The organism is Streptomyces chryseus, from assembly GCF_014650755.1.
Classification (GTDB): domain Bacteria; phylum Actinomycetota; class Actinomycetes; order Streptomycetales; family Streptomycetaceae; genus Streptomyces; species Streptomyces chryseus.
Genome location: NZ_BMVO01000026.1, coordinates 1 through 24,845 on the forward strand (window position 1 = coordinate 1; position 24,845 = coordinate 24,845).

At 71.1% G+C, this 24,845-nt stretch carries 26 protein-coding genes; 12 read left to right on the forward strand and 14 right to left on the reverse strand.

Translation table 11 applies throughout. The features are described 5' to 3' along the window. A partial coding sequence (locus tag IE185_RS27610; RefSeq protein WP_189716223.1) for an ABC transporter permease occupies positions 1 to 477 on the forward strand: 477 nt, incomplete at its 5' end. A gap of 120 nt (positions 478 to 597) precedes the next feature. Here IE185_RS27610 and IE185_RS27615 read toward each other — a convergent pair. Beyond that, the gene (locus IE185_RS27615) at positions 598 to 1,203 is read right to left on the reverse strand and encodes a hypothetical protein (protein ID WP_138895707.1); all 606 of its coding nucleotides are present in this window, start codon (positions 1,201 to 1,203) and stop codon (positions 598 to 600) included. Between the two features lie 134 nt (positions 1,204 to 1,337). Beyond that, positions 1,338 to 1,955, reverse strand: coding sequence for a flavodoxin family protein (locus tag IE185_RS27620; protein ID WP_189716224.1), 618 nt, complete (start codon positions 1,953 to 1,955; stop codon positions 1,338 to 1,340). Positions 1,956 to 2,063: 108 nt separating this feature from the next. Between IE185_RS27620 and IE185_RS27625 the strand changes: the two genes are divergently transcribed. Continuing rightward, positions 2,064 to 3,440: a serine hydrolase domain-containing protein gene (locus tag IE185_RS27625; RefSeq protein WP_189716226.1), complete on the forward strand. Its 1,377-nt coding sequence runs from the start codon at positions 2,064 to 2,066 to the stop codon at positions 3,438 to 3,440. A 120-nt stretch (positions 3,441 to 3,560) separates the two neighbouring features. On the opposite strand, the gene IE185_RS27630 is transcribed toward IE185_RS27625, so the two are convergent. From IE185_RS27630 to IE185_RS27640, 3 genes are all read right to left on the reverse strand, one after another. Continuing rightward, positions 3,561 to 4,619, reverse strand: a complete 1,059-nt coding sequence (locus IE185_RS27630; protein ID WP_138899263.1) for a restriction endonuclease — start codon at positions 4,617 to 4,619, stop codon at positions 3,561 to 3,563. Between the two features lie 114 nt (positions 4,620 to 4,733). Further along, positions 4,734 to 5,186: a GNAT family N-acetyltransferase gene (locus IE185_RS27635; RefSeq protein WP_189716228.1), complete on the reverse strand. Its 453-nt coding sequence runs from the start codon at positions 5,184 to 5,186 to the stop codon at positions 4,734 to 4,736. Between the two features lie 34 nt (positions 5,187 to 5,220). Then, positions 5,221 to 5,679 carry a MarR family winged helix-turn-helix transcriptional regulator gene (locus IE185_RS27640; RefSeq protein ID WP_138899115.1) on the reverse strand — a complete coding sequence of 153 codons (459 nt, stop codon included), beginning with the start codon at positions 5,677 to 5,679 and terminating at the stop codon, positions 5,221 to 5,223. A 145-nt stretch (positions 5,680 to 5,824) separates the two neighbouring features. On the opposite strand from IE185_RS27640, the gene IE185_RS27645 reads away from it, so the two are divergent. Next, positions 5,825 to 7,030 (forward strand): MFS transporter, encoded by a 1,206-nt coding sequence (locus tag IE185_RS27645; protein ID WP_138899116.1) that lies wholly within the window; start codon positions 5,825 to 5,827, stop codon positions 7,028 to 7,030. 39 nt (positions 7,031 to 7,069) lie between these two features. Further along, positions 7,070 to 7,519, forward strand: coding sequence for a GlcG/HbpS family heme-binding protein (locus tag IE185_RS27650; protein WP_138899117.1), 450 nt, complete (start codon positions 7,070 to 7,072; stop codon positions 7,517 to 7,519). A 90-nt stretch (positions 7,520 to 7,609) separates the two neighbouring features. Here IE185_RS27650 and IE185_RS27655 read toward each other — a convergent pair whose 3' ends face one another. Continuing rightward, positions 7,610 to 8,500, reverse strand: a complete 891-nt coding sequence (locus IE185_RS27655; protein WP_189716230.1) for a GNAT family N-acetyltransferase — start codon at positions 8,498 to 8,500, stop codon at positions 7,610 to 7,612. A 260-nt stretch (positions 8,501 to 8,760) separates the two neighbouring features. Here IE185_RS27655 and IE185_RS27660 point away from each other — a divergent pair, with 260 nt between their 5' ends. After that, a complete protein-coding gene (locus IE185_RS27660; RefSeq protein ID WP_138899400.1) occupies positions 8,761 to 9,393 on the forward strand; it encodes an HAD family hydrolase in 633 nt (210 codons plus the stop codon). A 426-nt stretch (positions 9,394 to 9,819) separates the two neighbouring features. Continuing rightward, positions 9,820 to 11,367 (forward strand): globin domain-containing protein, encoded by a 1,548-nt coding sequence (locus tag IE185_RS27665; RefSeq protein ID WP_189716232.1) that lies wholly within the window; start codon positions 9,820 to 9,822, stop codon positions 11,365 to 11,367. 12 nt (positions 11,368 to 11,379) lie between these two features. Here the strand turns inward: IE185_RS27665 and IE185_RS27670 are convergent, their stop codons facing one another. The 4 genes from IE185_RS27670 to IE185_RS27685 all read right to left on the reverse strand — a co-directional run bounded on the left by IE185_RS27670 (position 11,380) and on the right by IE185_RS27685 (position 14,580). Beyond that, positions 11,380 to 11,895 carry an NUDIX domain-containing protein gene (locus tag IE185_RS27670; RefSeq protein WP_138898391.1) on the reverse strand — a complete coding sequence of 172 codons (516 nt, stop codon included), beginning with the start codon at positions 11,893 to 11,895 and terminating at the stop codon, positions 11,380 to 11,382. 61 nt (positions 11,896 to 11,956) lie between these two features. Further along, positions 11,957 to 12,853 carry a LysR family transcriptional regulator gene (locus IE185_RS27675; protein WP_138898392.1) on the reverse strand — a complete coding sequence of 299 codons (897 nt, stop codon included), beginning with the start codon at positions 12,851 to 12,853 and terminating at the stop codon, positions 11,957 to 11,959. Between the two features lie 200 nt (positions 12,854 to 13,053). Next, positions 13,054 to 14,199, reverse strand: a complete 1,146-nt coding sequence (locus IE185_RS27680; protein ID WP_138898393.1) for a cystathionine gamma-lyase — start codon at positions 14,197 to 14,199, stop codon at positions 13,054 to 13,056. Positions 14,200 to 14,202: 3 nt separating this feature from the next. Next, on the reverse strand, positions 14,203 to 14,580 hold the full coding sequence (locus tag IE185_RS27685; RefSeq protein ID WP_138898394.1) for a phage holin family protein: 378 nt from the start codon (positions 14,578 to 14,580) through the stop codon (positions 14,203 to 14,205). 69 nt (positions 14,581 to 14,649) lie between these two features. On the opposite strand from IE185_RS27685, the gene IE185_RS27690 reads away from it, so the two are divergent. From IE185_RS27690 to IE185_RS27705, 4 genes are all read left to right on the forward strand, one after another. Then, the gene (locus tag IE185_RS27690) at positions 14,650 to 14,967 is read left to right on the forward strand and encodes a cupin domain-containing protein (RefSeq protein WP_138902975.1); all 318 of its coding nucleotides are present in this window, start codon (positions 14,650 to 14,652) and stop codon (positions 14,965 to 14,967) included. A gap of 195 nt (positions 14,968 to 15,162) precedes the next feature. After that, positions 15,163 to 15,393 (forward strand): DUF5326 family protein, encoded by a 231-nt coding sequence (locus IE185_RS27695; protein WP_138899445.1) that lies wholly within the window; start codon positions 15,163 to 15,165, stop codon positions 15,391 to 15,393. A gap of 135 nt (positions 15,394 to 15,528) precedes the next feature. Continuing rightward, positions 15,529 to 16,311 (forward strand): IclR family transcriptional regulator, encoded by a 783-nt coding sequence (locus tag IE185_RS27700; protein ID WP_282960789.1) that lies wholly within the window; start codon positions 15,529 to 15,531, stop codon positions 16,309 to 16,311. 124 nt (positions 16,312 to 16,435) lie between these two features. Next, positions 16,436 to 16,876: an SsgA family sporulation/cell division regulator gene (locus IE185_RS27705; RefSeq protein WP_189716234.1), complete on the forward strand. Its 441-nt coding sequence runs from the start codon at positions 16,436 to 16,438 to the stop codon at positions 16,874 to 16,876. An 18-nt stretch (positions 16,877 to 16,894) separates the two neighbouring features. Here IE185_RS27705 and IE185_RS27710 read toward each other — a convergent pair whose 3' ends face one another. After that, a complete protein-coding gene (locus IE185_RS27710) occupies positions 16,895 to 18,229 on the reverse strand; it encodes a YibE/F family protein (protein ID WP_189716236.1) in 1,335 nt (444 codons plus the stop codon). Positions 18,230 to 18,430: 201 nt separating this feature from the next. Here IE185_RS27710 and thiC point away from each other — a divergent pair, with 201 nt between their 5' ends. Further along, complete coding sequence (gene thiC, locus IE185_RS27715) at positions 18,431 to 20,206, forward strand: phosphomethylpyrimidine synthase ThiC (RefSeq protein ID WP_138895739.1); 1,776 nt, start codon at positions 18,431 to 18,433, stop codon at positions 20,204 to 20,206. A gap of 448 nt (positions 20,207 to 20,654) precedes the next feature. Beyond that, a complete protein-coding gene (locus IE185_RS27720; protein ID WP_229843730.1) occupies positions 20,655 to 21,170 on the forward strand; it encodes a hypothetical protein in 516 nt (171 codons plus the stop codon). Positions 21,171 to 21,180: 10 nt separating this feature from the next. Here IE185_RS27720 and IE185_RS27725 read toward each other — a convergent pair whose 3' ends face one another. The 3 genes from IE185_RS27725 to IE185_RS27735 form a co-directional block, all read right to left on the reverse strand. Further along, positions 21,181 to 21,996, reverse strand: a complete 816-nt coding sequence (locus IE185_RS27725) for a hypothetical protein (RefSeq protein WP_138895740.1) — start codon at positions 21,994 to 21,996, stop codon at positions 21,181 to 21,183. A 189-nt stretch (positions 21,997 to 22,185) separates the two neighbouring features. Next, on the reverse strand, positions 22,186 to 23,319 hold the full coding sequence (locus tag IE185_RS27730) for a metallophosphoesterase (protein WP_244317892.1): 1,134 nt from the start codon (positions 23,317 to 23,319) through the stop codon (positions 22,186 to 22,188). Positions 23,320 to 23,480: 161 nt separating this feature from the next. Continuing rightward, complete coding sequence (locus IE185_RS27735; protein ID WP_138895742.1) at positions 23,481 to 24,593, reverse strand: LacI family DNA-binding transcriptional regulator; 1,113 nt, start codon at positions 24,591 to 24,593, stop codon at positions 23,481 to 23,483. Positions 24,594 to 24,845: the final 252 nt, after the last annotated feature.

Consider the following 24,845-nt stretch of genomic DNA (forward strand, 5'->3'; position numbering starts at 1 on the left):
GAACTGGTCACCGGCGGCGTCACCGTCTTCCTCACCACGCAGTACCTGGAGGAGGCCGTGAGCGTGGTCCTCGTGGGGGCCGTCGCGGTGGCCATCGGCTTCCGGTCCACGGGCGCGACCGCCCTGGAGTGGCTGGCGGCGTTCGGGCTGCTCGTGCTCTTCGCCCTGGCGCTCACCTGGATCGCGGTCGGCATGGGGCTGATCAGCCCGAACGCCGAGGCGGCCAGCAACAACGCGATGCCGTTGATCCTGCTGCCGCTCCTGTCCAGCGCCTTCACCCCGGTCGCCTCCATGCCCGGCTGGTTCGAGCCGATCGCCGAGTACCAGCCGTTCACGCCCGCCATCGAGACGCTGCGGGGTCTGCTGCTGGGCAGCGAGATCGGCCACAACGGGTGGCTGGCGGTGGCCTGGTGCCTGGGTCTCGCGGTGCTCGGCTACTTCTGGTCGACGGCGAAGTTCAACCGCGATCCGAAGTAATCGCGGTGACAGCGCGGGGCGCCTCCCGCACCGCGTTCCGCCCCCAGGGCGGCGTGCTCCGACACCGTGTCGGCCTACGCCGCCCCGTCGGCGTTCCCGGGCGTCCGGCCGGGCGGGTGGTCAGTTCTTGACCGGCCACTCCAGGGGTTCCTTGTAGAAGCCCCGGGTCAGTTCAACGGCGGCGGGCTTCTGGCCTTCCGGGACGAGGAACGCGGTGCAGATCTTCTCCGACTGGCCCTCGCTCAGTTTCTTTTCGAGGTCCGGGGCCGGGCAGTTGGGCCAGGTCGCCTCGCCCATCAGGACGAGGAGGGCGCGGGTGCGCGTGCCGGCGTCGGTCCTGATGACCAGGTCGTCGTCCATGTCGCCGGCGTCCATGGTCTTGCCGCTCTTGTGGGTGAGCGTCGTCCACACGTAGACGGGGATCTGCGGGCCGTCCTTCTTGTCCTTCTTCAGGCCTGAGTTGTCCATGTCGGCCTTGGTTCCGGTTTCCACCTTGGTCGGGGTGACCGTGTAGGTGGCGCCTGACGACTTCACCATGTCGCTTTCCTGCTCGGGGCTTTCCTCGCCCAGGCGGTAGGTCTTCTTCTCGTCCGACGCGTCGGAGCCGGAGGTGTGGGAGCCGGAGCCGCCGTTCTTCCCCGACCCGAAGTCGTTGCAGCCGGTCAGCGCCAAAGCCAGTGCCAGGGCACCCACTGCTGCCGGTATGGCACGAGTCGACGTACGCATCTGATCCTCTGTTCCCCGTTGGCTGTTTCCCGTTCCCGGCCAGGCCGTTGGCGGCGCGGCCGGGTCCTGAATCGCCGTCGATCTTGCCAGAGCGGGGTGGGTGCCCCGAGGGGCGGGCCGGGGGTGGTGCCGGGTTACCGCGATTCCGTTTGTTCCTCGTACGGGAAGCGGGCGAGCGGGGTCTCGCGCTGGAAGAACGTCTTGGCGCGGATCATCGCCCGCCCGTCGTCGCGGATCTGGCCGGGGCGGGAGCCGTTGCCGGTCAGCAGGCCGCCGAAGCGCATCCGCAGGTAGGCCGCCGTGTGGTGGAGGGTGGTCACGAGTCCGTCGGCGACGACTTCGTCGTGGTCCGCCATGGCCGTCACTCCCCACAGGGTGCGTCCGGCCATCCGCTGCTTGAAGTCCGAGCCGGGCACGGTCAGCCAGCCCGACCAGTAGTCGAGGTAGCGCTTGGTGTGCGCGGAGAGGGTGTACCAGTACAGGGGTGAGGCGAGGACGATGTCGGTGGCTTCCAGGGTGGCCTGGCGCAGTGCCTCCTCGGTCTCCCCGACGGTCCAGCCGTCGCTCTCGTGCCTCCCGTCCTGGAAGTCCGGCAGCGGTAGTTGTGCCAGGTCGACCCAGCGCCGGCGGGTGCCGGGGGGCAGCTGCTGGGCGGCGGCCCGGGCGAGTATCTCGGTGTTGCCGTGGGGGCGGGAGCTGCCGAGGACGAAGAGGAACGAGCGGTCCGGGCCGGTGGCCGTGTCGGTGGTCATGTCTGCTCCTGGGGAGGCGGTGAGTACCTCGCTGGCAACTGCCGTGCGCACGGGGGTTATTCCGATACGCGCTCGACGGGGCGGGGGTGCTGGAGGTAGGTGTTGACCATGACCTCATCGTTCGAAGAGCTGCTTCCCGGTACGCGACGTGCCCTTTCGCACCGCATCGCCACCGCACAGGCCGAGGGCAGGGCCCCCTCGTGCGTGGCCGCGGTGCAGCGCGAGGGGCGCACCGTGTGGACGGGTGCGCGTACGTGCGTCGACGGGCACGCTCCGGACGGGGACACGCAGTACCGGATCGGGTCGATCACCAAGACGCTCACCGCCGTGCTGGTGTTGCGGTTGCGCGACGAGGGGCTGCTCGACCTCGGGGATCCGCTGGAGAAGCATCTTCCGGGCACGGGGGTGGGCGAGGTGACGGTAGCTCAGTTGCTGAGTCATACGGCCGGGCTGCCCGCGGAGACACCGGCGCCCTGGTGGGAGCGGACGCCGGGTTCGTTGCGGCCTGAGCTGGCCGATGTGCTGGGTGAGCGGGCGCGGATGCATCCGGTCGGGCGTACGCACCACTACTCGAATCCCGGCTACACGCTGCTCGGGCGGCTTGTCGAGGCGGTGCGGGGGCGTTCGTGGGCCGAGGCGCTGCGGAGCGAGGTCCTTGAGCCGCTGGGCATGCGGCGTACGGGTCCGCAGGCCGAGGCACCGTACGCGGGGGGCTGGGCGGTGCACCCGTGGGCGGATGTGATGCTGCCGGAGCCGGCCGTGGATCTGGGGCTGATGGCTCCGGCCGGTCAGCTCTGGTCGACGGCCGACGATCTCTGCCGCTTCGCCGCGTTCCTGGCGGTGGGTGACGGGAGGGTGCTGGGCGCCGATTCCGTACGGGAGATGCGTACGCCGGCGGCTCCTGCGGGTCCTGGTGAGGGGGCGGGGGGCTACGGGCTGGGGTTGCAGATCGTGCGGGCCGGGGAGCGCACGCTGGTGGGGCACTCGGGTTCGCTGCCGGGCTTCGTCGCCGGCCTGTGGGTCGGTGTGGAGGACGGGCTGGCCGCCGTGGTGCTCACCAACGCCACGTCGGGGCTTTCCGCTCCGGCGGTGGCGGCCGACCTGATCCGCATCGTGGCGGAGGCCGAGCCGCGTATCCCGCAGCCCTGGCGTCCGTTGCCCGAGGTGGACCAGGAGCTGCTGGGGCTGACGGGGCCGTGGTTCTGGGGTACGGCGGCGTACGCCCTCTCTCTCACCGCCGACCGGGGGCTGGAGCTTCAGCCGCTGCGGGGCACCGGCAGGGGCGCGCGCTTCGCGGCCCGGCCGGACGGTACGTGGACCGGGCTGGACGGCTACTACCTGGGGGAGACGCTGCGGGTGGTGCGCCGGGAGGACGGCTCGGTGAGCCACTTGGATCTGGGGTCGTTCGTCTTCACCCGTGAGCCGTACGAGCCGGGGGACATGGTTCCTGGCGGCGTGGACGAGGGTGGCTGGCGCGGGCTCTGATGTTTCACGTGGAACCGTGCTCGGGGCCGGGGGACCGGTAGAGTGCGAGCGGGCCCGAAGTCGCACGTTCTGGATGCGACTTCGGGCCCGACCTGTTGGGACGGTTCCAACGGTGTGCCGTTACGGGACGCTGTTGAGGACCTGCAGGGTGGCTCCGTTGTTCCATGCCTCCAGCAGGCCGCGGTGGACAGCCGTCACATCGTGCCGCGCGGCCAGCAGCAGGGCGTCCCGTGTGAACGGGCAGGTGGCGACGAGTAACGCGATGTCCGCGTTGTATTCGAGTTTCGCCATGCCGATGAACTGCTGGACGTCGCCGCTGGCGATGGTCGAACCGGGGTTGCGGGACTTGCACTGCACGACGATGCGCCGGCCGTCGGGGGTGTAGGCGACGATGTCCGCGCCGGTGTCGCCGTGGCCTCCGGTGACCGTGACGCGGTCGCAGCCGTCGCGTCGGCAGAGCCACGCGATGTGCTGTTCGAACTGGCGGGGGTTCATGGCGTCGAGTGCGCCCATGGAGCCGGCCGCCTCACGTTCGCGCAGTACGCGGCGGAGGTGGGTCACTTCGTCTTCCAGGGCCTGGATGCGGCTGCGGTGTTCGCCGTCGTTCTGGACGGCGGCGTTGAGCAGGGGGACGACGGTGCGGCCGACAGCGGTGCGGCAGACCTCCTCCGCGATCTCGGCGACCTGCCGGTCGGTGCGCGTGACCACGCGCTGGTCGAGGATCTCGCCGATGTGCTCGTCGAGCAGCGAGGCGAGCCTGTGGACAAAGTTGTCCACAGGTCGCGGCCGCTGGTTCTCCTCGACGTCGAGCAAGTGAGTACGCACCTGACGTGCGACGATGCTGTCGCGCAGGAGCATGGCGACGTTGAGTACGGTCCTTCGCGTGAACAGCCCGACCTGGCTCGTGTAGCGGTTCACGAAGGCTCCTGCCTTGAAGGCAGTAACCTCCTCGGCGGTCGCCAGGCGGTAGCCGTTCGCCTCGAGCTCCTCGCGGTGGTCGCTCACCATGCTGTAGACAGCGGTCTCGAGCACGTCGAAGTAGGTGGCGACCATCTGTGTCGTCACATGTGTCCCGTCCGGGAGCAGGGTCAGCGCTTTGACTTTGTCGAGTGCTTCCGTGCGTTGCGCGACGCTGTCGCGCAGGGTCCTGGATTCCAGCAGGGCCACTTCGTCGGTCATCCGGCTCGTCTCCTCCTGGGCCTGGGCGGCCCGTTCGAGTGGGGGACGGCATTCGGACATACGGCCGCCCCCTCTTGCGGGGGCAACGAGCCAAATCGGATAAAGAAACGGTTTTCAGATACTCATCTTGAAACCGACATGGGAGGCCTCGAAGCCGAGTCGCTCGTAGAAGCGGTGGGCGTCGGTGCGCGTGGCGTCGGAGCTGAGCTGGACCAACTGGCAGTTCTGGCGGCGGGGTTCGTCGATGGCCCACTCGATCAGGCGGCTGCCGAGGCCGCTGCCGCGTTCGTCGGCGTGGATGCGTACGCCTTCGATGATCGAGCGGGTGGAGCCGCGACGGGACAGGCCGGGGATCACGGTGAGCTGGAGGGTGCCGACGACCCGGTTCTCGCGCGCGGCGACGACGAGGTGCTGGTTCGGGTCGTCGGTGAGGCGGGCGAGGGCGGTGGTGTAGGGGGTGAGGTCGTCGGGGGATTCGCGCTGGGCGCCGAGGGGGTCGTCGGCGAGCATGGCGACGATCGCCGGGAGGTCGTCGGCGGTGGCGGGGCGTACCTGGAGATCGTTCATGGGGCGCAGGGTACGCAAACTGCCCTTTTCGCGGTTACGTGGGGACGCGCAGCTCTTCCACGGCTCGGACCAGGGGCGCGAGTTCGGTGTTCTTCGCGGCTTCGTCGAGTGCTTCGCGCAGGGCCGCGTCGTTGGTGGGGCGTGCCTCGGCGAGCAGGGCCTGGCCGGCGTCGGTGACGTCGGTGTAGATACCGCGGCGGTCGGTTTCGCAGAGGTAGCGGGTCAGCAGTCCGCGGTCTTCGAGGCGGGTGACGAGGCGTGTGGTGGCGCTCTGGCTCAGTACGACGGCGTCGGCGACCTGCTGCATGCGCAGGTGTCCGCCGGGGCCGCTGTGCTGGCGGCTGAGGACGTCGAGGAGTGAGTACTCGCGCACGCTGAGGCTGTGCCGGCCTTGGAGGGCCTTCTCGATGTGGGCGTCGATCCGGCCGTGCAGCAGGGAGAGGGCGCACCAGCTCTGGGAGAGGGCGGTGAGTGCCGGGTCTGTCGCGGTCATGGGTCTCTCCTTGTCGGGAGCGGGTGAACGCCCGGGGACCAGGATAGACGACTGCCGCAATAGCCCGCGCTTGCAATTAACCCGCGTCTGCAATTAATGTCGACGCTTGTAAGGCGCATGCGCAATCTATTCGGAAGGTCTGGCCATGCCACTCGCACTCCTCGCCCTCGCCATCGGGGCGTTCGGGATCGGCACCACAGAGTTCGTGATCATGGGCCTGCTGCCCGAGGTCGCCGCCGACTTCGGTGTCTCGATCCCCACCGCCGGCTACCTGGTCAGCGGCTACGCGCTCGGGGTCGTCCTGGGCGCTCCGCTCCTGTCGGTCCTCGGCACCCGGATCTCCCGCAAGCGCATGCTGTTGCTGCTGATGGGGCTGTTCATCGCGGGCAACCTGCTCTCGGCAGTCGCTCCCTCGTTCGGCGTGATGCTCGGCGGCCGCGTGGTCGCCTCGCTCGCCCACGGCGCGTTCTTCGGTATCGGCTCGATCGTCGCGGCCGACCTGGTCGCCCCGGAGAAGAAGGCCGGAGCCATCGCGATGATGTTCACCGGCCTCACCGTCGCCAATGTCGTCGGTGTCCCGCTCGGCACCTTCGTCGGCCAGAGCTACGGCTGGCGGATCACGTTCGCCGCGGTGGCGGTGCTCGGTGTGCTCGGTCTGCTGGGCGTCGCCCGGCTCGTACCGGAGACGCCCAAGCCCGAGGGCGTACGGCTGCGCCACGAGCTGGCCGCCTTCCGCAATGTGCAGGTGCTGCTCGCCATGGCGATGACCGTGCTGGGCTTCGGCGGTGTCTTCGCCGCCATCACCTACCTCGCGCCGATGATGACGGGGGTGGCCGGCTACTCCGCCGGGTCCGTCACCTGGCTGCTGGTCCTGTTCGGCCTCGGCATGGTCGGCGGCAACCTGATCGGCGGCCGGTTCGCGGACCGTGCCCTGATGCCGCTGCTGTACGTGTCCCTGGGCGCCCTCGCGGTGGTCCTGGCGCTGTTCACGCTCACCGCTCACGACCGGATCGCGGCGGCCGTGACGATCGTGCTGATCGGCGGCCTGGGCTTCGCCACCGTTCCGCCGCTGCAAAAGCGCGTCCTCGACCAGGCGGCGGGCGCCCCCACCCTCGCGTCCGCCGTCAACATCGGCGCCTTCAACCTCGGCAACGCGCTCGCCGCGTGGCTCGGCGGCCTCGTCATCGCGGCCGGGCTCGGCTACACCGCCCCCAACTGGGTCGGCGCCGTGCTCGCCGCCTCCGCTCTCGGCCTGGCGTTCCTCTCCAGCGCCCTGGAGCGCCGTACGGACGCCCGCAGCCGGGTGGTCGCGGGCTCGGTTCCCGAGCCGGCCGCCGCTGTACGCCGCTGAATCACCCCCCTGGCAACGCCGCTGGACCACCCTTCCCGCATGAGCACCACCGAGACCACCATCGGCACCACTGCGACCGCCGTGGTCCCGCTGACCGTCCAGGACGCCGAAGCGCTCGTCGACGCGGCCCGTCGCGCGGCGCAGGAAGCCGGGGTCGCCGTCGCCGTCGCCGTTCTCGACGCGGGCGGGCACCTGCTCGCCTTCCGGCGCGACGACCGGGCCGTACTGATCGCGGGCGAGACGAGCACCCGCAAGGCGTACACCGCGCTCCAGCTGGACTCCGCCACGGCCGATCTGGTCGACGCGGTGCAGCCCGGCGGGCTCTTCCACACGCTGCCGACCGCGCTGGACCGCCCGCTCCTGTTCCTCGCGGGCGGCGTACCGGTCCACCGTGACGGGCGGCTGATCGGGGCGGTCGGTGTGGGCGGCGGAGCGCCCGACCAGGACCACGGCTTCGCGACCGCTGCCGTCGAAGCGCTCGGCCGGTAGCCGGCTGGACGGCCGGGCCCGCTGTCGTTGCCGCTGGGCGCGACGCCGGGCCCGTCGTGCGTCAGGCCCGCCGTTTCGTTCCGCCGCCCGTCAGCCGGCCGCGACGGTCAGCGGGGCGAAACGGCGGGTCCAGTCCCCGGGCAGTGCGGGGAGCCCGTACGTCATCACGTCGTTGAAGGCGACCGGCTCCAGGCCGCACGCCTTCACCCACTCCAGCAGCTCCTCATGGCGTACGTCGATGTCGGTGCGCAGCGGGCGGTCCGTACCGGCGGCCAGGGAGGCGATCAGGGCCTTGGCCGTCGGGGTGTCCCTGGCGATCAGCGGGCCCACGACGTGGGTCTGCATATTGGGCCAGGCGGCGGCGTATCCGGTGATGCCGCCTTCGCCCTCCGCCACGCGGATCTGGTCGGCGAAGGCGGGCAGCCGGGTGAGGACGTGGGTGCGGTCCTGGCCGAAGACCTCGGTGTCCAGCCGCAGGATCGCGGGCAGGTCGTCGGCGGTGGCAGGGCGGGTCGGCACCGCGGTGGGGGAGCCGGAGGGGCGGAAGTGGCCGTGGACCATCTCGGCCCTGCCGGTCACGGCGAAGCCGAGTTCCTCGTAGAGCGGGCGGCCGTAGGGGGTGGCGTGCAGCGTGAGGGGGGTGTCGCCGGCCTCGGCGATGACGTGGCGCATCAGACGCCGGCCGATGCCCTGCCGTGCGTGGCGTTCGGCGACGAGGACCATGCCGATGGCGGCGAGCGCGGGGCCGCGCGTGTGCTCGGGCCCGTACGCGTTCTCCGGTCCGTACGAGGTGAGGACGCTCGCGGCGGCCAGGCCTTTGCCTTGTGGCGCGTCGATGCCGTAGCCGGTGCCGGCCGTCAGGAGCAGGCCCCACTTGTGCTCCTCCCGTGGCCACCCCCTGTCTTCCGAGAGGTCGGCGCAGGCGGTGAGGTCGGCCGGTGTGAGGCGGCGTACGGGCAGATCGGCGTGCGGAGTCGGCATTGGATCAGGCTGGCTGACGCATGGATAGCCCGTCCACCGTTTTACGTGAAGAGGAGGAGACGGCTCGTGGACGGCAGCCGCGGCGGCTGCACCCTCAGGGTCAAGGGCCGAGAGCCTGGTCATGAAGAGGCAGGCGCCGGACGCGATGACCGGCCCGGTGTGCGGGCCGGCGCAGTGGTTTCACGTGAAACACGCTGCCTGGTGACGGGCGCCCCGGCGTCCGGCAGGGGGAGTAACCGCGCGTACTAGCCTCGGCGTACATGACGCGACTGCATCTTTTCGACCTCGACGGAACGCTGATGCGAGGCTCGGCGGCGGCTGTGGAGATTTCCCGTCAGCTGGGGGTGAGCGCCGAGATCGCCGGGCTGGAGCGGGATTTCCTGCTGCGAGGCATGGCGCCCGACGAGTTCGCCGTACGGGCGAGGGAGCTGTGGGGCGAGCTCACCGAGGATCACGTGGCGGCGGCGTTCGCGGGTGCGCCGTGGCTGTCGGGCATCAAGGAGGTGTGGGCGGACATCCGCTCGCGCGGCGAGTACTGCGCCGTCATCTCCCTTTCCCCGGACTTCTTCGTGCAGCGGCTGCTGGCGTGGGGCGTGCATGCCGCGCATGGTTCGCGCTGGCCGGCGGTGCCGTTTCTGGAGCCGGTGGAACGGGCGGGGATCTTGAACGCGTCGGCGAAAGTGAAGATCGCGGATCGGCTGTGTGAAGAATTCGGTCTGATCAGGAGTGACTGCGTGGCTTACGGGGATTCGATGTCGGACGCGGAGATCTTCGCGTCCGTGCCGCTTTCCGTGGCCGTCAACGCAGATCACCACGTGTCGGACCTTGCCGTGCTTGCTTATCGGGGTGGTGATCTGCGGGAGCCGTACGAATTGGTGCAGTCCCGTCGGTAATTCCGGATTGGTCGCACAGCGGGCGCGGGCCGCCGGGTGCGCGCGGCCGTGAGAAGGGGCTTGTGCGGGGCGCTACCGCCGGTAGGGTCGACTCCGGTTTGCTCCCGGTGTCCTTACGGCGTAAGGCATAGGGGTAAAGCAGCCTAACCAGAAAGCGGGTTCGGATGCCCGGACTTCCGGGTCTTTGTCCGATGCGGGAGTGATGGCTGGGAGGCTGCGACGACGGGAACTGCGGGCAATGTCACACTTCTGTCCGCCTCACCCCAATTGGGGGTAGTGGCGTGTTTAGTGTGAGCTGTCGACGGACCTGAAGGACGGACAACGCACACAGCACACAGACCTGAAGCAGAGCGGGGACATTGCGAGCACGTTCCGGTCCCGGAAGTGCAGAGACCGACCGAAAGCTGTTCGAGGCGAGGCACATCAATGGACGCTCCGACCACCACGTCGGCCGACAACGGCACTTCCGATGACAGCGGCGGCGGCTGGTTCAAGCCGCGCAGAAAGCCGGATGCGGGGCCTCAGCAGCCGCCGGGTGCGGACCAGGGCCAGGGCCGGATACCAGGCCCGGGCGGCGCCGCCCGGCCCAGCCGCCCGGTCACCGCGATACGCCCGGTGGGCACCGGCGCCTCACGCCCCCAGCCCGCCCAGCCCCAGCCCGCCCAGCCCCAGCCCCCCCAAGCCGCAGAGCCGCAGCCCCGGCGCGCCGAGCCCCCGTCCGAAGCGCCGCACGCCGCCCCGCCGCACGCCCCTCAGCCGCACACCGCCCCGCCGCACACCGCCCAGCAGCGGGCCCCCGAGGCGCAGGCGGCCCCTGCCGCTCCCCCGGCGGCCCCCGCCGCCCCGGCGGCCCCGGCAGCCCCCGTGTCGCCCGATGCGGCGCTCATCCGGCGCACCCTGGCCGACATCGGTGAAGACGCCGGCAAGGTCACGTCGTACTTCTACGCCCTGCTCTTCACCCGCCACCCCGAGCTGCGCGGGCTCTTTCCTGCCGCCATGGACACCCAGCGCGACCGTCTCCTCAAGGCGCTGCTGACCGCCGCCGAGCACATCGACAACAAGCCGGTGCTCACCGAGTACCTGCGCAATCTGGGCCGTGGCCACCGCAAGTACGGCACCCAGGCCTCCCACTACCCGGCCGTCGGCGAGGCGCTCCTGGGGGCGCTGGCCCGGTACGCGACGAGCACCTGGGACGGCGAGTCCGAGGCCGCGTGGATCCGTACGTACACCGCGATCTCCCAGATCATGATCGACGCGGCCGCCGAGAACGAGCTGCGCGCGCCCGCCTGGTGGCAGGCCGAGGTCGTCTCGCACGACCTGCGCACCCCCGACATAGCGGTCATCACCCTGCGCCCCGACCAGCCGTACCCCTTCCTGGCCGGCCAGTACACGAGCCTGGAGACGCCCTGGTGGCCGCGGATCTGGCGGCACTACTCCTTCGCCGGCGCGCCCCGCCCCGACGGCCTGCTGTCGTTCCACGTCAAAGCGGTGCCGGCCGGCTGGGTCTCCAACGCCCTGGTCCACCGCGCCCGCCCCGGCGACACCGTGCGGCTCGGCCCGCCGGCCGGGTCGATGACCGTCGACCACACGACCGACAGCGGTCTGCTCTGCCTGGGCGGCGGCACCGGCATCGCGCCCATCAAGGCGCTCGTCGAGGACGTGGCCGAGCACGGCGAGCGCCGCCCCGTCGACGTGTTCTACGGCGCCCGCACCGACTACGACCTGTACGACATCGACACCATGCTGCGCCTCCAGCAGTCCCACTCCTGGCTCTCGGTGCACCCGATCGTCGACGGCCGGACGCAGTTCCCGGACGCCGTGCTGGAGCACGGCCCGTGGAACTCCCACGACGCGTACCTCTCCGGCCCGCCCGGCATGATCCGCAGTGGCGTCGACGCCCTCAGGAGTCTCGGCATCCCCGGCGACCGCATCCGCCACGACTCCCTCGAAGAGCTGGTCGCGGCGGGCGACTAGCGGCCGGTGCCGTCACCCCAGGTCGTGGGCGTGCATGGCCCGTACCCCCTCGATGTTGCCGTCCAGGTAGTGGCGCAGGGACAGCGGCACGAGGTGCACCGCGGCGATCCCGACCCGGCTGAACGGCACCCGTACGATCTCGTACTCCCCGCAGGGTTCGTCGATCTCCGGGCCGTGCCGCAGGGAGGGGTCCATCGACTCCAGCCGGCAGACGAAGAAGTGCTGGACCTTCACCCCCGTCACCCCGCCGCCCGCGATGTGCTCGACGGTGTCGACGAAGCAGGGCACCACGTCGGTGATCTTCGCGCCGAGCTCCTCGTCGACCTCGCGGTGCAGGGCGTCGACGACGGTGGCGTCCGTCGGTTCGACGCCGCCGCCCGGGGTCAGCCAGTACGGGTCGACGCCCGGCTTGGTGCGCTTGATGAGGATCAGGTCGTCGCCGTCGAGCAGGATGGCGCGGGCGGTGCGCTTGACCACGGGCCTCGCGGGTGCGGGGGTGGTCCCCTCGGGGAAAGACGTGCCGGTCATGGCAATACAGTGGCCCAGCCCGCCGCTTCTGAAACGCCCCCGGCCCGCCGTTGTCCGCGGCTCAGGACCAGTCGGTCGCGGCGCGCAGCAGCCACTCGTGCGCCCGCGCGATGTGCGCAAGCGTGAGCGTGCCGGTCCGCACCGCGAGGAAGTAGGTGCGCAGCGGCGGGACCGGCGGGTCGAAGAGCGCCACGATCTCCCCCCGCTCCAGCGCCTCCTCGCACAGGTACCTGGGCAGTACGGCGATTCCCGCGCCGGCGGCGGTGGCGTGCAGCACGGCCCGCAGGTCCGGGGCGACGACGGTGCCCGCGGCGGCCGGGCGGGTCTCGAAGACGGTCGCCCAGTACCGGGTGACCAGCGGCAGTGACTCGTGCACCTCCACCACCGGCAGGTGCTCCAGTACCTGTGGCCCCTCCCGGCGCAGCAGCCCGGGGCCGATGCGGCCGGCCCAGCGGGGGGCGGCGACCAGTACGTGCTCCTCGTCGCACAGGGCGGTCCCGGTGAGAACCGTGCCGCGCGGGCGGTCGGTGGAGATGGCCAGGTCGTGGTGTCCGGCGGCGAGGCCGTCCAGGGTCTCCTGGGCGTTGCCGAAGGAGGTGCGCAGGGTCAGGCCCTGCGCGATGAGCGGGGACAGTGCGGGCAGGACGCGTACGGAGGTGAACTCCGGCGGCCCCGCCAGGTGCAGGGTCCGTACGCCGGAGTCCTCGTCGAGGCCGGCCTCGGTGATCTCGACGAGCGCGTCGAGGTGCGGGGCGGCCCGGTGCGCGAGTTCGTCGCCGACGGTCGTGGGGGTCACGCCGCGGGCCTGGCGCAGGAACAGCGGGCGGCCGAGCTGCCGTTCCAGGGTGCGGATCTGGCTGGTCACGGCGGGCTGCGACAGGCCCAGGAGGGCGGCGGCGCGGGTGAACGAACCGGCCCGGTGCACCGTGACGAACGTGCGGAGCAGAGCCAGGTCCATGGCGCGGTCTCCCGTCCCGGCGCGGTCGCCGACGGTGACAACTATAAATATGTCGATAGGTCTCTGTCGCTACCGTGATTGGACACTGACGCAGAGTCAACTAGCCTTTGTCGGGCGGTTCTTCGCGCGTGGAACCGGGACGGTCCGAGCCATGAGGGGGGAGGCTCGGACCGTCCGTCACGCGCGGCGCCGTGCCCGCGCTACGCCGGGGGCTTCGCCTCGTCGAGCGCGCGCAGCACGTCCGCCACCAGGTCCTCGGGGTCCTCGGCCCCGACGGAGAAGCGGACGAAACCTTCCGGCACCGCGTCGCCGCCCCACCGTCCGCGCCGCTCGGCGGTGGACCGTACGCCGCCGAAGCTGGTGGCGTCGTCGGCCAGCCGCAGCCCCTCCAGGAACCGCTCGGCGTACGCGCGGTCGGGCAGCGTGAACGAGACGACGCAGCCGAAGCGGCGCATCTGGCGCGACGCGACGGTGTGCGACGGGTCCTGCGGCAGCCCGGGGTGGCGCAGCCCGCTCACGGCCGGGTGCCCGCGCAGCGCCTCGGCGAGGGCCAGCGCGTTCGCGCCCTGCTTGTCGGCGCGCAACTGGAGGGTGGCCAGTGAGCGGTGCGCCAGCCAGGCCTCCATGGGGCCGGGGATCGCGCCGACGACCTTGCGCCAGCGCCGTACCCGGGCGGCCAGCCGGGCGTCGCGGCAGGCCACGTAGCCGAGCAGGACGTCGCCGTGGCCGGTGAGGCCCTTGGTGCCGCTGGCGACGGAGAAGTCGGCGCCGAGTTCCAGGGGGCGCTGTCCCAGCGGCGTGGCGAGGGTGTTGTCGACCGCGACCAGCGCTCCGGCGGCGTGCGCGGCGTCCGCGAGCCGGCGGATGTCGCACACGTCGAGCCCCGGGTTGGACGGCGTCTCGATCCACAGCAGCCGCGCCCCGTCGAGCTGGCCGAGCTGGGCGTCGCCGCCGGTCGGCGCGGTGCGCACCTGCACGTCGTACGCCGCCAGCTGCTCGCGTACGAGTGCGAGCGCCTGGTAGCCGTCGTCGGGCAGGACGACGGTGTCGCCGGCCCGCGTCTGCGACAGGAGCACGGCGGACACGGCGGCCATGCCGGAGGCGAAGACGACGGTCTCGACGCCGTCGTCCCCCGGTGCCTCCAGCTCGCCGATGGCCCGCTCCAGGTGGGTCCAGGTCGGGTTCTCGTCGCGCCCGTAGGTGTAGGGGCCGGTCGGCTCGCCGGGCAGGTGGTAGTGCGCGGCGAAGACCGGCCCGGGGAGCGTCGGCTCGTACGCGACGGGTTCGGGAAGGCCCGCGCGCACTGCCCGGGTGCCGTCTCCGACGGTGCGGTTCTCGGAGCCCATGCGTCAGTCCTTTTCCGGCAGGACCACGTTCAGCGCCCACGAGACGACGCTGATGATGAGGCCGCCGAGCACGGCCGTCCAGAAGCCCTCGACGTGGAAGCTGAGGTCGAACTGCTCGGCCAGCCAGGAGGTCAGCAGCAGCATCAGCGCGTTGACCACCAGGGTGATCAGGCCGAGCGTGAGGATGAACAGCGGCACCGTCAGCAGCTGCACGACGGGCTTGACGAGGAAGTTGACCAGCCCGAAGAGGAGCGCGACGCCGAGCAGGGTCAGCGTCTTCCTGCCCGTGCTGTCGCCGGTGAGCGTGATGTCGTGGAGGAGCCAGATGGCCACCGCCAGGGCGCCCGCGTTGGCGATCGTCTTGACTAGGAAATTCATCATGTGTCTGATCGTGGCAGACACGATCGGCGTCGGGCACCGGCGCACGACTGGCCGAGGGGCGGACGGACGATGAAGGCATTCCGACTGGACGAGCTGGAGGCGGAACGCGCCGCCAACGACGGCGCGTACCTGCAGTTCCTGCGCGAGAGGAACATGTCGGTCGGCCTGTACGCGCTGGACGCGGGCGAGAGCGACCCGCAGCAGCCGCACCGCGAGGACGAGGTGTACTTCGTCGTCAGCGGGCGCGCGTCGATCACCGTCGGCATGGAGACGACGCACGTGGGACGGGGCAGCGTCGTGTACGTACCGGCGGGGGTGCCGCACAAGTTCCACCACATCAGCGAGGACCTGCGCGTCATGGTGGTCTTCTCCCCGCCCGAGAGCTGACGCCCGTACGCCGCCCCGCGCGCCGGAGGCCCGGACGCCGCCCCACCCGGACGCGCCCGCCACCCGGAGGTCCGGGTTCCCTAAGGGTCCGTTCAGGGGTCTTCAAGGGCTCCGGAGCCCCCGCGGGCCCCGCGCCCGCCCCTAGCATCGAGGGCAGGAAGCAGCGCTACGAGCGAGAAGAGGCAAGCGATGGCTGTGCGGGAGATATTCGCGGGGATGCCGTGGTGGGTGAAGTGGGTCGCGGTGCCCGTCATCGCCCTGGTCGTGTTCGGCGGCGCGATCCTGAGCGCCATCGGCGTGCTGATCGGCCTGCTCTTCAAGCTGCTGGTCTTCGTCGCCCTGGTCGGCGGACTGATCTACGTCGTACGGAAGTTCATGGCGTCGTCCTCGTCGTCCTCGTCGTCCTCGTCGCGCGGCGACTGGTAGTCCGTACGGCCGTTAGCCCACCCGGGGGACGGGCACGGGAAGCACTCAGCGCGACCGCGAGGGGCGGTTAGAGTGACGGTTCCTTGATGCCTCGGGCGGGCACGCAGCCCGTCGGAACGCCTGGGGGTGTGTCCCGTGGCCACGACACAGACGGCTGCCGCTCCACATCCGGCTCCGACCCTGATCGGCTCCGTGCAGCGCGCCCTGCGCCTGCTGGAGGCGGTGGGCGCGCATGCCGACGGGGCCCCGGCCAAGCAGCTCGCGAGGGAGGCCGGCCTCCCGCTCCCCACGGCCTACCACCTGCTGCGCACCCTGGTCCACGAGGGCTATCTGCGGCGCGAGCACGGCGTGTTCGTACTCGGCGAGGCCGCCAGGCGGCTCGCCGCCACCGGCGCGCGCCAGAACCGCCGCGGCCTGATCACCGATTCCCTGGCGTACTGGCGGGACGCGATCGGCGTACCCGTCTACTTCGCGGTCTACCGCGAGGGCGAGATCGACCTCGTCGCGGTCGCGCAGGGGCCGTCGTCCCCGGCCGTGGAGGAGTGGGCGGACTTCCGCGAGACCGGGCACGCGCACGCGCTCGGCCAGTGCCTGCTCAGCCAGCTCGACGAGCCGGCGCGCCGGAACCACCTGCGCCGGCACCCGGTCGAGCCGCTCACGCCGTACACGGTGCGCGACCGGGGGGCGCTGCTGGACCGCCTGGCGGCGACCGAGCGGATACGGCCGGTCGTGGAACGCCAGGAGTACGCGGTGGGTTCGGTCTGCGCGGCCATCCCGATCACGGTCGGATCGGTCGCCGCGACGATGGCCATCTCCCTGCCCGTCGAACAGCAGCAGCGACTGCTCCCCGCCGTCGACCAACTGCGCAGTGCGGTGGGAGGACTGCTCAGCTCGTTCGCGTTCTCTATCAGTATCTGAAAAATCACTCCTTGTGATCTGCCGGTGCTTCGAGCACGATGGCGCCAGAGGCCAGGAGGGACCATTCCTGGCCATTTCGGCATTTCACTGTTACGGCCAGTCACTAGGTGCGGGGTTCAAAGCGATGCGTGAGTCGGTTCAGGCAGAGGTCATGATGAGCTTCCTCGTCTCGGAGGAGCTCTCGTTCCGCATCCCGGTGGAGCTCCGGTACGCGACCGATGATCCGTACGCGGTCCGCATGACGTTCCATCTGCCCGGGGACACCCCCGTCACCTGGGCGTTCGGGCGGGAGCTGCTGCTCGACGGCCTCGTCGAACCGTGCGGCGAGGGCGATGTGCGCATTGAGCCGATGACCGGCCCCGACGACCTCCTGGACGTCCGCATCCGCCTCCAGGTCGCCGGTGACCGCGCCCTGTTCCGGGCGGGCGCCGCGCCGCTGGTGGCGTTCCTCGACCGTACGGACAGGCTTGTGCCGATGGGGCAGGAGTGCGACCTCGGGGACTTCGAGGAGAACCTGGACGAAGCCCTCGGCCGGATCCTCGCCGAGGAGCAGAACGCCGGCTGAGCCCCCCGGGGCGGCAGGTCAGCGCTTGCGCCGCCGGCCCCCGCCACCGCCCCCGAAGCCGCCCCCGCGCGCCGGGGAGGCGGCGGCGGAACCGTCGGGCGCCGGACGGTCGGCCGAAACGACCAGCGCCGCGAGCGCGGTCGTCACCGGCACCGAGGCGACCAGACCGATCGAGCCGACCAGGGTCCGTACGATCTCCTCCGCCACCAGCTCGCTGTTGGCGACCGTACCGACGCTGCTCTGCGCGATGGAGAACAGCAGCAGCAGGGGCAGGGCGGCGCCCGCGTACGCCAGGACGAGCGTGTTGACGACCGACGCGATGTGGTCCCGGCCGATGCGGATACCGGCCCGGTACAGGGCGCGCGGCCCCATCGAGGGGTCCGCCTGGTGGAGTTCCCAGACCGCCGACGTCTGGGTGACCGTCACGTCGTCGAGCACACCGAGCGAGCCGATGATGATGCCGGCGAGCAGCAGGCCGCTCATGTCGATGTCCGGATACAGGCCGTGGATGAGACCGGTGTTGTCGTCCGTGTTGCCGCTCAGGTAGGCCCAGTCGATGAAGAGCGAGCCGAGCAGCCCGATCAGCAGCAGCGAGATGAGCGTGCCGACGACGGCGACCGACGTCCGGGCGGTCAGGCCGTGGCAGGCGTAGAGCGCGATGAGCATGATGGCGCTCGCCCCGACGACGGCGACGAGCAGCGGATTCGAGCCCTGGAGGATCGCGGGGAGGATGAACAGCGTCAGGACCGCGAAGGACGCGGCGAGCGCGATCAGCGCCATCACGCCCTTCATCCGTCCGACGGCGACCACCGCGAGCGCGAAGATCCCGGCGAGCAGCGCCATCGGGACGCCCCGGTCCACGTCCGTCACCGAGTACTGGAGGTCACGGGGCGCGTCGGGCGCGTACGCCACCACCACGCCCTGCCCCTCGTGCAACTGTCTGGGCGCGTCGGGCTGGACGATCTCGGTGAACTCGCGGCCCTTGTCCTTGCCGGAGGTGACCTCGACCGTCGCCTTCTCGCAGGCGCCCTGCTGGGCCTGCTGGGCCTCGCGCCCGGACGGTGTGGAGGTGTCGCCGGTCGGTGGCACCTGGGCGGCGTTCACGTCCTTGCAGTCGACCTCCTGCACCCGTGTCACCGTGCCGGACACGGTCTGCCGGTCGAAACCGACACCGGTGCGCTCGTGTTCGGGCGCACCGCCGGGCCAGAGCACGACGAGGCCGACGAAGACGGCGGTGGCGAAGGGGATCAGCACCGCGGCGATGACCTTGCGCAGGTGCTTGGAGACGGGCGCGGCGGGCCCGTGGCTGTGGGTGTGGCCGTGGATTTCGGGCGTTGGCTGTGGGGACGTCACCGACCGATCATCGCAAGAACGACGGGGGCCCTCTGTTCAGCGCGCCAGAGGGGACGCTAGCGTGGGGGCACCTTTGCACACGCGGGAGCTCGGAGCACCGGGCTGAGAGGGCGCTGACCTTCGTACGTGAATCCGTACGAAAGCCGCTGCGTCGACCGCCGAACCTGTTACCGGGTAATGCCGGCGTAGGGAGTAGGTCTCATGACCACAGCGGATGCACACACGCCTGCCACCAGCCAGGACGGCCGCAAGCCGGGCTGGCACAAGGGGTACGTCACGGGGCCCGAGGGCACTCGTGCGGACCTGCGCGTGCCGGTCCGGCAGGTGCACCTCACCAACGGGAAGGACGTGACGCTGTACGACACGTCCGGCCCGTACACCGACCCGACCATCGAGACGGACGTACGCCGCGGACTCGCGCCCCTGCGCGAGAACTGGATCATCGGGCGCGGCGACACCGAGGAGTACGCGGGCCGCCCGGTCCGTCCCGAGGACGACGGGATCAAGCACACGTCGCCGCGCGGCGGCCTCAAGAACCTCGACGCGGTCTTCCCCGGCCGGCCGCGCCAGCCCCGCCGGGGCCGCGGCGGGCAGGCGGTCACGCAGCTCGCGTACGCCCGTCGCGGGGACATCACGCCCGAGATGGAGTTCGTGGCGATCCGCGAGAACGTGGCGCCCGAGGTCGTGCGCGAGGAGATCGCGGCAGGCCGCGCGGTGCTGCCCGCGAACGTCAACCACCCGGAGATCGAGCCGATGATCATCGGCAAGCGGTTCCTGGTGAAGGTCAACGCCAACATCGGCAACTCGGCGGTCACTTCCTCCATCGAGGAGGAGGTGGACAAGATGACCTGGGCGACCAAGTGGGGCGCCGACACGGTCATGGACCTGTCGACCGGCCGCAACATCCACACCACCCGCGAGTGGGTGCTGCGCAACTCCCCCGTCCCGATCGGCACCGTCCCGCTCTACCAGGCCCTCGAAAAGGTCGACGGCCGGGCGGAGGAGCTGACCTGGGAGATCTACAAGGACACGGTCATCGAGCAGGCCGAGCAGGGCGTCGACTACATGACGGTCCACGCCGGCGTGCGCCTGCCGTACGTGCCGCTGACGGCCCGTCGCAAGACCGGCATCGTCTCGCGCGGCGGCTCGATCATGGCCGCGTGGTGCCTGGCGCACCACAAGGAGTCGTTCCTGTACGAGAACTTCGAGGAGCTCTGCGACATCCTCGCCGCGTACGACGTCACGTACTCGCTCGGCGACGGCCTGCGGCCCGGCTCGATCGCGGACGCCAACGACGAGGCGCAGTTCGCCGAGCTGAAGACCCTCGGCGAGCTCAACACGATCGCCAAGCGGCACCACGTGCAGACCATGATCGAGGGCCCGGGGCACGTCCCGATGCACAAGATCAAGGAGAACATCGACCTCCAGCAGGAGATCTGCGAGGAGGCGCCGTTCTACACGCTCGGCCCGCTCACCACGGACGTGGCACCGGCGTACGACCACATCACGTCCGGCATCGGTGCGGCGATGATCGCCTGGTGGGGCACGGCGATGCTCTGCTACGTCACGCCCAAGGAGCACCTGGGCCTGCCCAACCGCGACGACGTGAAGACCGGCGTCATCACGTACAAGATCGCGGCCCACGCCGCGGACCTGGCGAAGGGCCACCCGGGGGCGCAGGAGTGGGACGACGCGCTGTCGGACGCCCGCTTCGAGTTCCGCTGGGAGGACCAGTTCAACCTGGCCCTCGACCCGGACACGGCGCGCTCGTTCCACGACGAGACGCTCCCCGCCGAACCGGCGAAGACGGCGCACTTCTGCTCCATGTGCGGACCGAAGTTCTGTTCGATGAAGATCAGCCAGGACATCCGGCGTGAGCACGGTGGTACGCAGGACGAGATCGAGGCGGGCATGGCGGAGAAGTCCAAGGAGTTCGCCGCCGCCGGGAACCGGGTGTACCTCCCGATCGCCGACTGATCCGTCGGTCCTGACCTTCCCGTCCGTCACGCCCGTCCCGTCCGCCCCTCACCCCGGCCGCTGTCAGTGGGTGCCGCGACGTTGGCGGCAGACCTGATGACAGGAGGCCCGGGGTGAGCGGGGCGGGGACGGTTGTGGAGATCGCCTACGGCGAGGGGTGGGACCTGGCGGCGCGTGCGCTGCTGGGCCCGCTGACCGTGGAGGCGGCGAGGGCCCGGGACGCGGCCGGGCTGCCGTACGCCGCGGTCTGCCGGACAGCGGGCGGGGGCGGTCCGGCGGAGGTCCGCCTGGTCGCGTGGCGGGAGCACTACGCGGGTGTCTGGGTGTACGACGACCAGGGGCGGCGTACGCGGCACATCGAGATGCGCCTCGACGGAGACCGGCTGTTCCGGCGCCGAGCGGACAGCTGGCTCTATCCGGGCCCGGACATGCCGGAGTTCGACCAGGCGTGCCCCCGTGCGACGGTGCGGCTGCTTCCCGACGGGCGGGGCAGCCGCGACTGGCGGCCCGCCGGGGAACAGGGCCCGATGCCCACCACCACGGCCGAACCCCGACGAACATCGACCCGTCCGGCCGCAACGCGCCGGACCTGTACGCCGTCGCCCGGCGCGGCATGCGGGAGGAGCTCTCCCTGGAGGCGCCCGAGCACTCCCTCGCGCTCCTGGCGTTCGTGCTCGACGTCGACCGGCGCCAGTGGAGCGCTCACTTCTACGCGCGGCTGAGGACCCTGACCCGCGACGGCGTCCAGGCCCGTATGAGCAGGGGCGTCGCCGACCGGTGGGAGCACCGGGCGATGGAGTTCGTGCCCTTTCGCCCGGCGGACGTGGCCAGGTATCTCCTGCGTGCGGATCGGATGCACCGGTGGGCTCCGCTGGCCCCGGCGCTGTTCCACCTGGCGCTGGTGCACGTGCACGGCCGGACCTCGGTGGAACGGGCGGAGGCGCAGGTGGTCCGGCGGCTGTAGCGGGGCGGGGCTACTCGGGCTTGTGGTCGGGGCCGCCGAAGTCGGGGCTGGAGAAGTCCGGGCTGGAGTAACTCGGGCGCGGGCCCGGCGTGGTGCCGCCGTCCGGGCCGGGGCTGCTGTAGTCCGGGCGCGAGTACCCCAGGTCGGGGATCCGGCCGGCGGGGCGGCGCGGCGCGGGTGCGGCCGGCTCCGCACCGGGTGCGGCCAGGGCGTCGCGCAGGAACGGTACGACGCCCCGCTCCAGCAGGGCCTGGCGCCAGGCAGCCCCGGCCTGTTCGACCTCGGGGGACCGCTCGCCCGCCCGCCCGTCGGAGAACGCCGTCGAACCGTTGCGCAGGGCCGTCAGGAGCAGGCCCACCGCTGCCACCAGGATGCCCGCCGCCGTGAGGGCGGCGAAGATCCAGCCGGCGGTGAGCAGCGCGCGGGCGAACTCGGGTTCCGGGGTGAGCATGGTGAGCAGGTAGCCGACGATCAGGAAGATCGCCGCGGCGGTGCCCGCCAGTACGGGCGTCAGCACGGCGACGACGGCGGCGACGCCCGCGCCCGCCGTCTCGGAGGCGTCCCCCATGGCGAGGACGGAGCCGGTGCGGGCGGCCGGTGTGCGCACGTCCTCGCGGACCTGCACGTAGTGGTCGTACTCGGCGGCGGCGGCCGCCGCGATGAGCGCGGAGGCGTTCATCGCCATGGTGCGCAGCTGTGCGGTGTTCAGCCGTTGCCCGACGGCGGTCAGTTCCGGTCGTTCGTGAGCGGTGCGCAATGCTTCGTCGAGGACGCGTTCGAATTCCGGGCGGTCCTCGGCCAGCAGGTGCGGAGCGCTGCTGTTCATGTGCGTCCCCCGATGCTCCGTAGGGCCGGCATCACCCGCGCGGGGCGGGTAATTGGGCGGAAACGGAGGAGAGCCTGCTACGGATAAGCCGATGGTAGAGCGCCTACGGCAGGGGGTGACAGGGGGTTTCCGGAAATAGGACCAGTGGTAAGTGCGGCGTGTATATGGCCGCGCCTTCCCCCGCGGAGTTCAGCCATGCAGGGGGAGTTGGACCACCAGCAGCTTTCCGGCCATGGTCACGCCGCCGTCCATGGCGACGGCGAGCCCGTCGGCGTACACGTGGGGGCCTTCCACGGCCGGCCGCGCGTTCTCGTCGTCGCCGTCCGCGCTCTCGTTGCCCACCTCGCCCAGCAGGTACGGGATGGGGCTGTGACCATGGACGACACGGTCGCCGCCGTACGCGTCGAGGAGTTCGCGCGCCGCCTGTGCGCCTCCCTCGTCGCGGAAGGCGAAGCGCTTGGTGAGCTTGCGGAAGACGTCCCAGCACTCGTCGGCGTCGTTGCGCGTGAGAATGGCGTGGACCGTGTCGTTCACGTCCTCGATGGTGCTGCCGTAGTCGAGGTACGCCGTCGTGTCGGAGTGCGTCAGCAGATGCGCGTCTTCGAGCGCGACCGCGTCGAGGCGGGACATCCACTGCAGGTGTACGTCCTGGAGCCGGTCCATGTCGGCCTTCTGCCCGCCGTTGAGCAGCCAGGCGGCCTGGAAAGTGGCCGTGCCCGCACCCGAGTTGACGGGGGTGTCGCCGAACCGCTTGGCGCCGATGAGCAGCAGCTCGTGGTTGCCCATGAGGGCCTTGCAGTAGCCGCCGGCGGCCGCGGCCTCGGCGGACAGCCGCATCACGAGGTCGATGACGCCGATCCCGTCGGGTCCCCGGTCGGTGAAGTCGCCGAGGAACCAGAGCCGGGCGTTGCCGGCGGCCCAGTGGCCCTCGGCGTCGATGAGCCCCTGCTCGGCGAGGGCGGCGTACAGCTCGTCGAGGTAGCCGTGCACATCGCCGACGACGAAGAGCGGGCCGAGGCCCTCGCCCGCGGCGGGCCGGGGTTCGGGCGCGGGCTGCGCCGTGACCTGGAGCGTGTCGCCGGGGCCGCCGCGGCTGATCACCGGGAGGTCGCGCTGGGTGGGGGTGTACCCCTCGGGCTCCTCGTCGACGGCGTAGGCGCTCCCGTAAGTGTTCCCGTACGCGTCGCCGTAGCCGTTCCCGGCAGCGTGCGCGTGCGCGGGATCCGGGGTCTGGGCGTACGGGGGTACGCGGAAGTCCCGCAATGTCGCCGTTCGCACTGCGGGTCCCTGACCGGCCCCCTGAGTCATCGACCCCTCCACCACCGTCGCGCGCCGCCGTACACCTTTGGGTCCCACCTGGTCGTGGTTGGCCCGCGGTGTCGTGCGCCCATCATAGGAATGAGGCTCGTGCTCTGTGACGCACCAGGGGTGGTGAATCCGGATGCGCACCTGGTTCGTCGGTTGTTTCGTCCCAATTGGGGAGGTCAGTCCCCGGACGGTGAGCGCGGCGGGCTGACCGTGGTGCGTGGCGGCCGGCGCTGCGACGACGTCCGGACGATGAGTTCGGTCGGTATCACCTGTTCGACGGGACTGTCGGTATTGATGCCTTCGATGGCGTCGATGAGGAGTTGGACGACGGCGGTGCCGATGCGGCGCGGCTTCAGCGAGAGCGTGGTGATGGGCGGTTCGGTGGCGGCGTACACGGTGGACTCGCTGCAGCACACGAGCAGCAGGTCCTCGGGTACGCGCAGTCCGTAGCGGCGGGCGGCGGCGAGCAGGTCGGTGCCGTTGGGGTCGAAGAGCCCGTACACGGCGTCGGGGCGGTCCGGGCGGGCGAGCAGCCGGTCGGCCGCGACGGCGCCCGCGCAGGGGTCGTGTGCCGGGTAGGACTCGTAGACGGGGTCCTGGCCCACGCGCTCGCACCAGCGCAGATAGGCGTCGGTGGACAGGCGGGTGTAGGTGTCGGTGGTGTTGCCGGTGAGCAGCCCGATGCGGCGGGCTCCGGCGTCGGCGAGGTGGTCGAGGAGGTCGAGGACGGCCGCCTCGTGGTCGTTGTCGACCCAGGCGGTCACGGGCAGGGTGCCCGCGGGCCGGCCGTCGGAGACGACGGGCAGGCCCTGGCGTACGAGCTCGGTGACGACCGCGTCCTGGTCGGACGGGTCGATGACGACGGTGCCGTCGAGTGCGACGTTCGACCAGACGTCGTGGCGCGAGGTGGCGGGGAGGATGACCAGGGCGTAGCCGCGGGCGAGCGCCGCGGAGGTCGCGGCTCTCGCCATCTCGGCGAAGTACGCGAATTCGGTGAAGGTGAAAGGTTCATCCCCGTACGTGGTCACGGTCAGGCCGATGAGGCCCGACTTGCCGGTACGGAGGGTTCTGGCCGCCGCGGAGGGGCGGTAGCCCAGTCTCTCGGCGACCTCGCGAACGTGGCTGCGGGTGGCGTCCGGGAGCCGGCCCTTGCCGTTGAGCGCGTCGGAGACCGTCGTGATGGAGACACCGGCTGCGGCGGCGACGTCCCGAATGCCCGCTCGTCCTGGCCGGGTGCTCCGCCGGGGGGTTTCCGTCCGGCTCACCTGATGCTTCCCTGCTGCTGTCATGGCGAGCCGATAGTAGGGCTCGGGCAGGTGGTTAGGGCGGATGCATATGCAGTCGTTGACAGGCACGTTTCTGCAAGGAAGTTTCGCCCCAATGCCCTTGGAATTAAAGGCAGTTGGGCAGTCGCGCCGGTCAGTCAGGCTTGTCGACCGGCACGGTCCTGCCTAGTGGCCTATGTTGCGAAGAGGTCTCAACCCACCCTCACGGGGGATGCGCGCCACGGAGTGAGCCACCGGCGCGCGACGCGATGGGCA

Bases quoted from the DNA above. Each gene is read 5' to 3' on its own strand.
- IE185_RS27685 (WP_138898394.1), bottom strand. From the start codon at position 14,580: ATGATGAATTTCCTAGTCAAGACGATCGCCAACGCGGGCGCCCTGGCG.
- IE185_RS27625 (WP_189716226.1), top strand. From the start codon at position 2,064: ATGACCTCATCGTTCGAAGAGCTGCTTCCCGGTACGCGACGTGCCCTT.
- IE185_RS27725 (WP_138895740.1), bottom strand. From the start codon at position 21,996: ATGAACAGCAGCGCTCCGCACCTGCTGGCCGAGGACCGCCCGGAATTC.
- IE185_RS27620 (WP_189716224.1), bottom strand. From the start codon at position 1,955: ATGACCACCGACACGGCCACCGGCCCGGACCGCTCGTTCCTCTTCGTC.
- IE185_RS27690 (WP_138902975.1), top strand. From the start codon at position 14,650: ATGAAGGCATTCCGACTGGACGAGCTGGAGGCGGAACGCGCCGCCAAC.
- IE185_RS27655 (WP_189716230.1), bottom strand. From the start codon at position 8,500: ATGCCGACTCCGCACGCCGATCTGCCCGTACGCCGCCTCACACCGGCC.
- IE185_RS27635 (WP_189716228.1), bottom strand. From the start codon at position 5,186: ATGAACGATCTCCAGGTACGCCCCGCCACCGCCGACGACCTCCCGGCG.
- thiC (WP_138895739.1), top strand. From the start codon at position 18,431: ATGACCACAGCGGATGCACACACGCCTGCCACCAGCCAGGACGGCCGC.
- IE185_RS27670 (WP_138898391.1), bottom strand. From the start codon at position 11,895: ATGACCGGCACGTCTTTCCCCGAGGGGACCACCCCCGCACCCGCGAGG.
- IE185_RS27645 (WP_138899116.1), top strand. From the start codon at position 5,825: ATGCCACTCGCACTCCTCGCCCTCGCCATCGGGGCGTTCGGGATCGGC.
- IE185_RS27640 (WP_138899115.1), bottom strand. From the start codon at position 5,679: ATGACCGCGACAGACCCGGCACTCACCGCCCTCTCCCAGAGCTGGTGC.
- IE185_RS27665 (WP_189716232.1), top strand. From the start codon at position 9,820: ATGGACGCTCCGACCACCACGTCGGCCGACAACGGCACTTCCGATGAC.
- IE185_RS27630 (WP_138899263.1), bottom strand. From the start codon at position 4,619: ATGACCGACGAAGTGGCCCTGCTGGAATCCAGGACCCTGCGCGACAGC.
- IE185_RS27675 (WP_138898392.1), bottom strand. From the start codon at position 12,853: ATGGACCTGGCTCTGCTCCGCACGTTCGTCACGGTGCACCGGGCCGGT.
- IE185_RS27650 (WP_138899117.1), top strand. From the start codon at position 7,070: ATGAGCACCACCGAGACCACCATCGGCACCACTGCGACCGCCGTGGTC.
- IE185_RS27735 (WP_138895742.1), bottom strand. From the start codon at position 24,593: ATGACAGCAGCAGGGAAGCATCAGGTGAGCCGGACGGAAACCCCCCGG.
- IE185_RS27680 (WP_138898393.1), bottom strand. From the start codon at position 14,199: ATGGGCTCCGAGAACCGCACCGTCGGAGACGGCACCCGGGCAGTGCGC.
- IE185_RS27660 (WP_138899400.1), top strand. From the start codon at position 8,761: ATGACGCGACTGCATCTTTTCGACCTCGACGGAACGCTGATGCGAGGC.
- IE185_RS27615 (WP_138895707.1), bottom strand. From the start codon at position 1,203: ATGCGTACGTCGACTCGTGCCATACCGGCAGCAGTGGGTGCCCTGGCA.
- IE185_RS27705 (WP_189716234.1), top strand. From the start codon at position 16,436: ATGCGTGAGTCGGTTCAGGCAGAGGTCATGATGAGCTTCCTCGTCTCG.